This window comes from Sphingobium amiense, from assembly GCF_003967075.1.
GTDB lineage: Bacteria > Pseudomonadota > Alphaproteobacteria > Sphingomonadales > Sphingomonadaceae > Sphingobium > Sphingobium amiense.
This window is the reverse complement of sequence record NZ_AP018664.1, coordinates 2,928,127-2,938,251: the sequence shown is the minus strand read 5'-3', so window position 1 is coordinate 2,938,251 and position 10,125 is coordinate 2,928,127. Positions and strand designations below refer to the sequence as shown.

Annotated in this window: 12 protein-coding genes; 10 read left to right on the top strand and 2 right to left on the bottom strand. The window is 68.8% G+C overall.

What is annotated here, in order from left to right:
* Positions 1-137 precede the first annotated feature (137 nt).
* The 3 genes from SAMIE_RS14305 to SAMIE_RS14295 are packed head-to-tail and all read left to right on the top strand — an operon-like array spanning position 138 to position 3,455.
* Positions 138-1,256, top strand: a complete 1,119-nt coding sequence (locus tag SAMIE_RS14305; RefSeq protein ID WP_066701035.1) for a Ppx/GppA phosphatase family protein — start codon at positions 138-140, stop codon at positions 1,254-1,256.
* The gene (locus SAMIE_RS14300; RefSeq protein WP_066700970.1) at positions 1,253-1,927 is read left to right on the top strand and encodes an RlmE family RNA methyltransferase; all 675 of its coding nucleotides are present in this window, start codon (positions 1,253-1,255) and stop codon (positions 1,925-1,927) included. Before SAMIE_RS14305 ends, SAMIE_RS14300 begins: the two co-directional genes overlap by 4 nt.
* A gap of 19 nt (positions 1,928-1,946) precedes the next feature.
* Complete coding sequence (locus tag SAMIE_RS14295) at positions 1,947-3,455, top strand: YifB family Mg chelatase-like AAA ATPase (protein ID WP_066700969.1); 1,509 nt, start codon at positions 1,947-1,949, stop codon at positions 3,453-3,455.
* 5 nt (positions 3,456-3,460) lie between these two features.
* Here SAMIE_RS14295 and SAMIE_RS14290 read toward each other — a convergent pair whose 3' ends face one another.
* A complete protein-coding gene (locus SAMIE_RS14290) occupies positions 3,461-3,937 on the bottom strand; it encodes an SspB family protein (protein WP_066700968.1) in 477 nt (158 codons plus the stop codon).
* An 84-nt stretch (positions 3,938-4,021) separates the two neighbouring features.
* On the opposite strand from SAMIE_RS14290, the gene hisB reads away from it, so the two are divergent.
* From hisB to SAMIE_RS14260, 6 genes are all read left to right on the top strand, one after another.
* Positions 4,022-4,609, top strand: coding sequence for an imidazoleglycerol-phosphate dehydratase HisB (hisB, locus tag SAMIE_RS14285; protein ID WP_066701034.1), 588 nt, complete (start codon positions 4,022-4,024; stop codon positions 4,607-4,609).
* A gap of 4 nt (positions 4,610-4,613) precedes the next feature.
* Positions 4,614-5,231 carry an imidazole glycerol phosphate synthase subunit HisH gene (gene hisH / locus SAMIE_RS14280; RefSeq protein ID WP_066700967.1) on the top strand — a complete coding sequence of 206 codons (618 nt, stop codon included), beginning with the start codon at positions 4,614-4,616 and terminating at the stop codon, positions 5,229-5,231.
* Complete coding sequence (gene hisA / locus SAMIE_RS14275) at positions 5,228-5,965, top strand: 1-(5-phosphoribosyl)-5-[(5-phosphoribosylamino)methylideneamino]imidazole-4-carboxamide isomerase (protein ID WP_066700966.1); 738 nt, start codon at positions 5,228-5,230, stop codon at positions 5,963-5,965. Before hisH ends, hisA begins: the two co-directional genes overlap by 4 nt.
* A 4-nt stretch (positions 5,966-5,969) precedes the next feature.
* Entirely contained in the window at positions 5,970-6,749 is a 780-nt protein-coding gene (hisF, locus tag SAMIE_RS14270; RefSeq protein ID WP_066700965.1) for an imidazole glycerol phosphate synthase subunit HisF, read from the top strand.
* Between the two features lie 9 nt (positions 6,750-6,758).
* Positions 6,759-7,079: a phosphoribosyl-ATP diphosphatase gene (locus SAMIE_RS14265; RefSeq protein ID WP_066700964.1), complete on the top strand. Its 321-nt coding sequence runs from the start codon at positions 6,759-6,761 to the stop codon at positions 7,077-7,079.
* A gap of 75 nt (positions 7,080-7,154) precedes the next feature.
* Complete coding sequence (locus SAMIE_RS14260) at positions 7,155-7,724, top strand: hypothetical protein (protein WP_066700963.1); 570 nt, start codon at positions 7,155-7,157, stop codon at positions 7,722-7,724.
* On the opposite strand, the gene SAMIE_RS14255 is transcribed toward SAMIE_RS14260, so the two are convergent.
* Complete coding sequence (locus SAMIE_RS14255; protein ID WP_066700962.1) at positions 7,699-8,616, bottom strand: histone deacetylase family protein; 918 nt, start codon at positions 8,614-8,616, stop codon at positions 7,699-7,701. The genes SAMIE_RS14260 and SAMIE_RS14255 overlap by 26 nt on opposite strands.
* A gap of 57 nt (positions 8,617-8,673) precedes the next feature.
* Between SAMIE_RS14255 and SAMIE_RS14250 the strand changes: the two genes are divergently transcribed.
* Positions 8,674-10,122, top strand: coding sequence for a L,D-transpeptidase family protein (locus SAMIE_RS14250; RefSeq protein WP_066700961.1), 1,449 nt, complete (start codon positions 8,674-8,676; stop codon positions 10,120-10,122).
* Positions 10,123-10,125 lie beyond the last annotated feature (3 nt).

The window sequence follows — 10,125 nt, the reverse complement described above, 5'->3', positions numbered from 1 at the left end:
AAGCGGAAGCGGACGCCGCGCCCCCCGATCGGGCGCGCCCCATGCGCCAGCCTTGCGCGCTCCTGCATATCTGCCTAAGACGGAAGGCAAGTTCCGGTCTCCCGTGAGACTGGCGATCGTTGATGAAAGTTTCGGCCATGGTGCAGCACAGCCGCCCATCGCCGCAGAGTTCCGGTCCGTCCGGACGGGGCGCGGGCAATCCTGCCCGGCCCGGTGCGGACACAGGGAGCAAGGCTGCGGCCATTCCTCCCCCGTCCAAGCAGCGGGGCCATGGCGCCTCCGGGCAGCGCGAACGGCGGTCCTATGCCGCCATCGACCTTGGCACCAACAATTGCCGCCTCCTGATCGCCCGGCCATCGGCGGACGGCTTCATCGTCGTTGACGCCTTTTCGCGCATCGTGCGGCTGGGCGAAGGGCTGGCCGCGACCGGACGGATCAGCGACGCGGCCATCGACCGCGCCATCGCCGCTCTTTCCGTCTGCGCCGACAAGCTGCGGCGGCGGCATGTGACGCTGGCCCGCTCGGTCGCGACCGAAGCCTGCCGCCGCGCCTCCAACGGCGCGGATTTCATCCAGCGCGTCTATCGCGAAACCGGCATCGCGCTCGACATCATCAGCGCGCAGGAGGAAGCGCGGCTGGCGGTGATGGGGTGCCATGCGCTGCTGGAGCCGGGCAACGGCCCCGCGCTCATCTTCGACATTGGCGGCGGATCGACCGAACTGGTGCTGGTGGACGCGCAGGGCGACGGTGCTCCCCGCATCGTCGACTGGGTCAGCGCGCCGTGGGGCGTTGTGTCGCTGACCGAAAGCGAGGCGTTCGACCATGACGATCCCGTCCAGCGCGCCGCCGCCTATGGCCGGATGCGGGCGCGCGTGGCCGAAGCCTTCCTGCCCCTCGCCCGCCGCCTTCCGCGCGACGCCGACGGCATCCGCCTGCTCGGCACATCGGGCACGGTGACGACGCTCGCCAGCCTGCATCTGGGCCTGCCGCGCTATGACAGGCAGGCGATAGACGGCCTCATCGTGCCATGCGAATCGATGCGCGCCATATCGGAGCGATTGTCCGGCATGGCGCTGGCGGAACGGCAGAAGCTGCCCTGCATCGGCACCGAGCGCGCCGATCTGGTGGTGGCGGGCTGCGCCATCCTCGAATCCATCCTCGACATCTGGCCGGCGCAGCGGCTGGGCGTCGCCGACCGGGGCATTCGCGAAGGCATATTGCGCGGCCTGATGGACCGCGACGGGAGGCCGATGTGAGGGGGGCGGGCGCAGGCAAGGTGCGCGTCAAAACCGCCAAGGGCCGCACCGCGCAGTCGGTCCGCTGGCTCGAACGGCATCTCAACGACCCCTATGTCCGCAAGGCGAAGGCCGAAGGCTGGCGCAGCCGCGCCGCCTTCAAGCTGATCGAACTCGACGAGAAATTCCATTTCGTGAAGGGATCGAAGGCGGTCGTCGATCTGGGCGTCGCGCCGGGCGGCTGGGCGCAGGTCGTGCGCAAGATGGCGCCGAAGGCTGCGGTGGTCGGCATCGACCTCCTGCCCACCGATCCGATCCCCGGCGTCACCCTGTTCCAGATGGATTTCATGGACGACGCCGCGCCCGACCTGCTGCGCGAAGCGCTGGGGCAGGAGCCGGACCTCGTCATTTCGGACATGGCGGCCAACACGGTCGGCCATGCCCAGACCGATCATCTGCGCACCATGGGCCTGGTCGAGGCGGCGGCGATGTTCGCGGTGGAAAATCTGCGCAAGGGCGGCACCTTCGTCGCCAAGGTGTTCGCAGGGGGCACCGACGCCGACCTCCTCGCCATCCTCAAGAAGCATTTCACGACGATCAAGCACGCCAAGCCCCCCGCCAGCCGCAAGGGCAGCGTCGAATGGTATGTCGTGGCGCAGGGGTTCAAGGGGCGCGCGGACGAAGCGGCCTGAACGGCCAAGAGGGGGAATATTGGTCGCCACGGTTTCGACGGTCGCCTATCTCGGGCTGGAAGCGCGCGGGGTGGAAGTGCAGTGCCAGCTCGTCGCGGGCCTCCCCAATTTCATCCTCGTCGGCCTGCCCGACAAGGCCGTGGCCGAAAGCCGCGAGCGGGTGCGCAACGCCATCGCCGCCATTGGCCTGTCGCTGCCGCCCAAGCGGATCACGGTGAACCTGTCGCCCGCCGATCTGCCCAAGGAAGGATCGCATTTCGATCTGCCGATCGCGCTCGCCCTGCTGGGCGCGATGGGGGTGATCGACGCCGAAACGCTGGCGGGATACGTCGTGGTGGGCGAACTGGGCCTTGACGGGCGCACTGCCCCGTCGCCCGGCGTGCTGCTGGCCGCGCTCCATGCGGGCGGGCGGGAGATGGGTCTGGTCTGCCCGGCGGCGCAGGGGGCGGAAGCGGCATGGGCGGGGCAGGTCGAAGTCGTCGCCGCGCCCGACCTTTTGAGCCTGCTCAACCATTTCAAGGGCACTGCCGCGCTGTCTCCGCCGCAACCCGGCGCGGTCGAAGCGCCGCTCCGCACTGCCGATCTGCGTCAGGTGAAAGGGCAGGAAGTCGCCAAGCGCGCGCTGGAGATCGCGGCGGCGGGCGGGCACAATCTTCTGATGGTCGGTCCACCGGGCGCGGGCAAGTCGCTGATGGCGAGCTGCATGCCCGGCATCCTGCCCGACATGACGCCCGCCGAAGCGCTGGAAAGTTCGATGGTGGCGAGCGTCGCGGGCACGCTGGAGGGCGGGCGGATCAGCCGCGCGCGTCCCTTCCGTGCGCCGCATCACAGCGCGTCGATGGCGGCGCTGGTCGGCGGCGGCCTGAAGGCCCGGCCCGGCGAGGTCAGCATGGCGCATCTGGGCGTGCTGTTCCTCGACGAACTGCCCGAATTCCAGCGCACCGTGCTCGATTCGCTGCGTCAGCCGCTGGAGACGGGCGAGGTGACGGTCGCGCGGGCCAACGCGCATGTCACTTTCCCCGCGCGGGTGCAGTTGGTCGCGGCGATGAACCCGTGCCGCTGCGGCCATCTGGGCGATCCGGCGCTCGCCTGCTCGCGCGCGCCGCGCTGCGCCGCCGATTATCAGGCGAAGGTGTCGGGACCGCTGCTCGACCGCATCGACCTGCACGTCGAAGTGCAGGCCGTCACCGCCGCCGATCTCGTCCTGCCGCCGCCCGCCGAAGGATCGGCCGAGGTCGCCGCGCGCGTGGCGGCGGCGCGGCGGGTGCAGACGGGCCGCTATGCGGGAACGGCGACGCGCACCAATGCCGAAGTCGATGGCGATGCGCTGGAACGATGGGCCGGGCCGGACGCGGCGGGGCGGCAACTGCTGGCGGAGGCAGCGGCTGCCATGAAGCTGTCGGCGCGCGGCTATACGCGCGTCCTGCGCGTGGCGCGGACCATCGCCGATCTGGCGGGAACCGACCGGGTGGGCCGCGTGCATGTCGCCGAAGCGCTCAGCTACCGCCGCCGCGCCCCGGTCAACTGACCGCCTTATTTCTTCTTGCCGAAATCCACCGTGACGACGTTGGAGCCGTCTTCGCTCACCACCGGCGGCGCGTCATTCTCCGCCTCTTCATGCGGCTCGGGCGCTTCGTCGGCATTCACCTGGAACTGGAGCGCGAAGTTGACCGCCGGATCGACGAAGGCCGTGATCGCGGAGAAGGGGATATAGAGGTGCGCCGCGACCTGATTGAAGGTCAGGCTCACCTCGAAATGCTGGTCGCTGACCTTGAGATCCCAGAATTTATTCTGGAGCACGATGGTCATTTCGTCGGGGAAACGCTCGACCAGATGGCGCGGAATATCGACGCCGGGCGCCTGCGTCTTGAAGGTGATGTAGAAATGATGCGCGCCCGGCAGCCCGCCGGTCGCCTGCACTTCCCCCAGCACCCGGCCGACGACCGCGCGCAGCGCTTCCTGCACGATCTCGTCATAGGGAATCAGGCTGTCGGGCAGGTCTTCGCTCATGGGTGAATGTCCTAGCGACGGGAAACCGGGGGTCAACCCCGCGCGCGTCATTGCATGATGGGCGCGAGGCGCTATAGGGCGGCCATGCGCACGGCCGAAATTCACCGCAACACTGCGGAAACCCGCATCGACGTGACCGTCAATCTGGACGGCACGGGCCTCTATACGGTGTCGACCGGCATCGGCTTCCTCGACCATATGATCGAGCAGCTTTCGCGCCACTCGCTCATAGACATGGACGTGAAGACGGTGGGCGACCTTCATGTCGACCAGCATCACACGACCGAGGATACGGCCATCGCCATCGGCGAGGCGGTGGCGAAGGCGCTCGGCGACAAGCGCGGCATTTCCCGCTACGGCAGCGTCTATTCGCCCATGGACGAGACGCTGACGCGCGTTGCGCTCGACATTTCGGGCCGCCCCTGGCTGGTGTGCAAACTCCCCTTCACCGTCGAGAAGATCGGCGAGTGGGACGCGGAGATGGTGGAGCATTTCTTCCACAGCTTCGCACAGGCGGCGGGCGTCACGCTGCACATCGAAAATCTTTACGGCAGCAACAACCACCATATCGTCGAAAGCGCGTTCAAGGGGCTGGCCCGCGCGCTTCGGCAGGCGGTGGAGATCGACCCGCGCAAGGCCGACGCGATCCCGTCGACCAAGGGCATGCTGTAACGCGATGACCGTTGCGCTGATCGACTATGGCGCGGGCAACCTCCATTCGGTGCACAATGCGCTGCGCAAGGCGGGCGCGCGGGATGTCGTCATCACCGCAGACGCCGAAGTCGTCCGTACCGCCGACCGCATCGTCCTGCCGGGCGTGGGTGCCTTCCGCGCCTGCCGCGACGCGCTGGTGGCCATACCCGGCATGGTCGAGGCGATGGGCGATGCGGTGCGGACGCGGGGCGTGCCCTTCCTGGGCGTGTGCGTGGGCATGCAGTTGCTGGCCGACGCGGGCGAAGAGTTCGGGCGGCATGAGGGGCTGGGCTGGGTGCCCGGCACAGTGCGGCGGATCGAGCCTGCCGACCCCGCCGTCAAGGTGCCGCACATGGGCTGGAACGATGTGCGCCTGACCGCCGCCGCGCCCGGGCTGCTGGAAGGCGGGGAGGCCTATTTCCTGCACAGCTATCATTTCGACGCCGCCGATCCGGCGCATGTCGCCGCGCTGACCGACCATGGCGGCCCACTGGTCGCTGCGGTCGCGCGCGACACGATCGTCGGCTGCCAGTTCCACCCGGAAAAGAGCCAGCGCTACGGCCTTTCCTTCCTCACCCGTTTCCTGGAGTGGCGTCCGTGAGCCTCATCGTCTTCCCCGCCATCGACCTCAAGGGCGGACAGGTCGTTCGCCTTGCCGAAGGCGATATGGACCGCGCGACCGTCTATGGCGACGATCCCGCGGCGCAGGCCGTCCTGTTCGCGCAGGCCGGGGCGCAGCATCTGCATGTCGTCGATCTCGACGGCAGCTTCGCGGGCCATGCCGTCAATGCCGTAGCGGTCGAAGCGATCGTCGAAGCCTTTCCGGGCCATGTCCAGCTCGGTGGCGGCATCCGCAACCGCGAGGCGGTGGAGCGCTGGTTCGACCTTGGCGTCTCGCGCATCGTCATTGGCACGGCGGCGCTCAAGGACCCCGCTTTCGTGAAGGCGGCGGCGCGCGACTTTCCCGGCGGCATCGTCGTCGCGGTGGATGCGCGCGACGGCTTCGTCGCGACCGACGGCTGGGCGGAAAAGAGCGACATGCCCGTCATCGACCTCGCCCGCCGGTTCGAGGATGCGGGCGTCGCCAGCCTGCTCTTCACCGATGTGGGCCGCGACGGGCTGCTCAAGGGATGCAATATCGACGCGACCGTGGACCTCGCCCGCGCGACCGACATCCCGGTGATCGCGAGCGGCGGCGTGGCGGGCATCGCCGACATTCGCATCCTCAGCCTCCATGCCGACGAAGGAATTGAAGGCGTCATCACCGGCCGCGCGCTTTATGACGGGAGGCTCGACCTCAGGACCGCGCTCGCAGTGGCGCAGGCGGCGGCGTGAGGCCATGACCGTCCGCACCCGCGTCATTCCCTGCCTCGATGTCGCGGGCGGCCGCGTGGTGAAGGGCGTCAATTTCGTCGACCTGAAAGACGCGGGCGATCCGGTCGAGCAGGCGCGGCTGTACGACGCGGCGGGCGCCGACGAACTCTGCTTCCTCGACATCACCGCCACGCATGAGGCGCGGGGCACGATCCTCGACGTGGTGCGGCGCACGGCGGAAGTGTGCTTCATGCCCGTGACGGTCGGCGGCGGCGTGCGGACGCCCGAGGATGCGCGCGCGCTGCTGCTGGCGGGCGCGGACAAGGTGGCGGTCAACAGCGCGGCGGTCGCTCGGCCCGAACTGGTCGCCGACATCGCCGACCGCTTCGGCAGCCAGTGCATCGTCGGATCGGTGGACGCGCGGCGCGTGGGCGAAGGGCGCTGGGAAATCTTCACCCATGGCGGGCGCAGGCCGACCGGGATCGACGCGCTGGACCATGCCGCCCGGCTCGCAGAGCTTGGCGCAGGCGAACTGCTCGTCACCTCGATGGACGGCGACGGCACGAAGCGCGGCTATGATCTGGCGCTGACCCGCGCCATTGCCGATGCCGTGTCGGTGCCGGTGATCGCAAGCGGGGGTGTCGGCACGCTCGACCATCTGGTCGAAGGCGTGGTCGAAGGTCATGCCAGCGCGGTGCTGGCCGCTTCCATCTTCCACTTCGGCCAGCATAGCGTGGGCGAAGCCCATGCCGCGCTCGCCGCCGCCGGGGTGCCGGTGCGCACGCCCGTTCCACCCCGCCAGTGAGGCTTGCCCATGCGCTCGACCCTGCACCAGCTTGAAGCCACGATCCGGGATCGGCGAAGCGCCGACCCGGCATCCTCCTATGTCGCGAAGATGGCGCACAAGGGCCGCGCCAAGATCGCGCAGAAGGTGGGCGAGGAAGCGGTCGAGACCGTTATCGCCGCCATGGCCGGACACCGCGACGAAGTGGTCGGAGAAAGCGCGGACCTGCTCTTCCACCTGCTGCTGCTGCTCGCCGACATGGACGTGCCGTTCGACGCGGTGCTCGACGAACTGGAGCGGCGCGAGGGCATATCGGGCATCGCCGAAAAGGCGGCCCGCCCGAAGGACTGATCCGCCAGCGGAAAGAAGTTGCGTCCCCTGCGTTGATGCGCGAACCTTTTGCATCGAAACAGGGGGAGGGCAGATATGCTTCGTTCCGTGATCGGCGGCCTGCTGGGCGGGCTGGCCTTGTTCGTCACCGGCTTTATCTTCTGGGGCACGCCGCTGTCCGCCATCGCCATGAGCCGGGCGGACGATCAGGCGAGCGCCAATCTGCAGGCCGCGCTGGCGCAGGCGCTCAACGCCAGCGGCACCGGCGTCTATGTCATCCCCGATCCCTCCACCGCGCAGGGCACCATCCTCTACGGACGCGGGCCGGTGGCGCAGATCTTCTACAACAGCAGCGGCTTTCCCGTGATGGACGGAGCGTCGCTGATCGGCGGTCTGATCCTGTCGCTGATCGTCGGGCTGCTGATCGCACTGGCGCTGCGGCTGGCGCTTCCCGACTTTGTCAGCCGGGTGCGCGCGGCGGTGTTCTTCGCGCTCGCGGCCGTGCTGTGGATGGACATCGGGCAGGCCGTGTTCAACCATGCGCCGTGGGGCTATATCCTCTATCTCGCGTTCAGCGATTTCGTCGGTCTGGCGCTCGCCGGGCTGGTTGCGGCGAAGCTGATGGAGAGCAGGGCGACGGTCACGGGCGCCGATACGCTGCACTGACCGCTTCGTCCGCCATGCGGATCATGCAGGCGGCGTGGCGGCGGGCGACCGCCATCCGGTCCGCGCCATAGCCGCCGCCCATGGTGCTGGCGACCGGGATGCACCGCCCCAGCGCCTGCGCGACGACGAAACGGTCCCGCGCCGCCAGCCCCTCGTCGGTCAGCGCCAGCCGCCCCAGCCGGTCCTCGCCATGGGGGTCCACTCCGGCCTGATAGAGGATGAGATCCGGCCCGAAATCGTCGAGCACGCGGGGCAGCACGTCGCGCACCGTCGCCAGATAGGCGTCATCGCCCGTCCCGTCGGGCAGCCCGATGTCGAGCGTCGAGCGCGCCTTCCTCACCGGGAAATTCTTCTCCGCATGGACCGACAGGGTGAAGATGTCGCTCCGTCCCGCCAGCAGCGACGCGGTGCCGTCCCCCTGATGCACGTCGAGGTCGAGAATCAGGATGCGCGCCGCGTCCCCTTCCGCGATCAGGCGGCTGGCGGCGATGGCCAGATCGTTGAACACGCAATAGCCCGCGCCCGTATCGGCCAGCGCATGATGGCTCCCGCCCGCGGCATTGGCGGCATAGCCATGCTGCTGCGCCAGCTTGGCCGCCGCCCATGTGCCGCCCGGCGACAGCAGCGAGCGGCGCATCACCCGCTCCGTCACGGGAAAGCCGATGCGCCGTTCCTTGGCGGCGGGCACGGTCAGGCTCAGCACTTCCTCGACATAGACGGGATCATGGACCGCCTCGATCCAGCGGCGCGGCATCGGTTGGGGCGTGTGGCGAAGGAACGGCGCACCGCTTTCCGCCAGCGCATCCATCACCAGCCCATATTTGTCGAAACGAAAGCCGCTGCCGGGTGTTGCAGGCGAGACATAGGCGGGGTGGTGAACAACGTGCAGCATGATCTTTTCGGGCTATCGCGATTTGAACGATGGCCGCTTTGCGCTATCTGGTCCAGCATGAACCGTCCCATGATGATCCGTTTGCCCCTGCTGGCGCTTGCCGGCCTGTCTTCCCTTCCTCTTTCCGCCCAGACCCCGCCCCCCGCCGTCGCCCCGACGCTGGCGCCGCCCACCGTCCAGCCCGTTCCCGCCCCACCGCCGCCGGTGCCGATCCCCGCTCTCTCTCCGGCGCAGGAGGCATGGGCGAACCAGTGGCTGAAGAACGGCGCGGCGCAGGGGCTGATGGCGCGGCAGAAGGACAGCGTAGCCCTGAAGGGCGACGCGCTGGTGACGGCGCTGCTCGACCGGGCGAAGGCGCTGGGGACCGGGCGGGTCGATACCGCCGACTTCCTCGACATCTGGGCGCTGCGCCCCGCGGCCTTCGATCCCCGGCCCGGCCTCGCCAGGGCGGTGAGCGAGGACCGGCTGGCGCAGTGGGCCAGCGGACTGACGCCGCCCTGGGCGGGCTATGAGACGCTGCGCAAGGGTCTTGCCCGATATGAGGCGATCCGCGACAAGGGCGGCTGGCCGTCGCTGGCGGCGACTTCTCCCGCCGATGCGGTGCGCAGGCGCATCGCGCTGGAAGATCCGGCGGTGACGCCCGGCGAGCCGCTGACTGCGGTGATCCAGCGGGCGCAGCGCCGCTATGGCCTCAACCCCACCGGCACTCTCGACACGCGCACGCTGGCCGCTCTCAATATCGGGGTGGACGACCGGATCGCCGCGATCATGGCGAATATGGAACGCTGGCGCTGGATGCCGCGCAGCCTGCCGGTCAACCGGGTGCAGGTGAACATCGCCGCCGCCGTGCTGACGGTGTTCGAAGGCGACCAGCCGGTCAGCTCGATGCGGGCCGTCACCGGCAGCCCGGACAATGCAACGCCGATGCTGGCGTCGAGCATCCATTCGATCGTCGTCAATCCGCCATGGAACGTTCCGATGTCGATCGCGAAGCGCGAACTGTTTCCCAAGGGCCGCGCGACCCTCCTCAAGCAGGGTTACAAGATCATCAAGACGCCCGAGGGCGGCGAGCGGATCGTGCAGCCCGCCGGTCCCAACAGCGCGCTGGGCCGGTTGAAGTTCGATTTCAACAACCCCTTCGCCGTCTACCTGCACGACACGCCCTCGCGCGGGAAGTTCGCCAGCTATGACCGGCTGGCGAGCCATGGCTGCATCCGCCTCGAAAAGCCCGTGGCGCTCGCCGAGCAGATGGTGGCGGGCGACCCGACGCTCGACGGACAGATCCAGGCCCTGATCGACGAGGGCAAGACGCAGCGGGTTTCGTTGCCGAAGGAAGTCGCGGTCTATCTGCTCTACTGGACCGCCTTCGCCAACAATGACGGCGTGGTCAGCTTCCGCGCCGACCCCTATGGCTGGGACAAGCTGCTCGCGTCGAAGATCGAGGCGTCGAGCCGCCGGGTCGATCCGACCGCCGCGCCATCCCCCTCCCTTGCATCGAAGGACTGACGT

What these genes read in the sequence shown, in the direction of transcription:
- SAMIE_RS14305 (WP_066701035.1), top strand. Translation starts at nt 138, where the DNA reads ATGGTGCAGCACAGCCGCCCATCGCCGCAGAGTTCCGGTCCGTCCGGA.
- hisB (WP_066701034.1), top strand. Translation starts at nt 4,022, where the DNA reads ATGCGCACGGCCGAAATTCACCGCAACACTGCGGAAACCCGCATCGAC.
- SAMIE_RS14250 (WP_066700961.1), top strand. Translation starts at nt 8,674, where the DNA reads ATGAACCGTCCCATGATGATCCGTTTGCCCCTGCTGGCGCTTGCCGGC.
- SAMIE_RS14255 (WP_066700962.1), bottom strand. Translation starts at nt 8,616, where the DNA reads ATGCTGCACGTTGTTCACCACCCCGCCTATGTCTCGCCTGCAACACCC.
- hisF (WP_066700965.1), top strand. Translation starts at nt 5,970, where the DNA reads ATGACCGTCCGCACCCGCGTCATTCCCTGCCTCGATGTCGCGGGCGGC.
- hisH (WP_066700967.1), top strand. Translation starts at nt 4,614, where the DNA reads ATGACCGTTGCGCTGATCGACTATGGCGCGGGCAACCTCCATTCGGTG.
- SAMIE_RS14260 (WP_066700963.1), top strand. Translation starts at nt 7,155, where the DNA reads ATGCTTCGTTCCGTGATCGGCGGCCTGCTGGGCGGGCTGGCCTTGTTC.
- SAMIE_RS14290 (WP_066700968.1), bottom strand. Translation starts at nt 3,937, where the DNA reads ATGAGCGAAGACCTGCCCGACAGCCTGATTCCCTATGACGAGATCGTG.
- SAMIE_RS14265 (WP_066700964.1), top strand. Translation starts at nt 6,759, where the DNA reads ATGCGCTCGACCCTGCACCAGCTTGAAGCCACGATCCGGGATCGGCGA.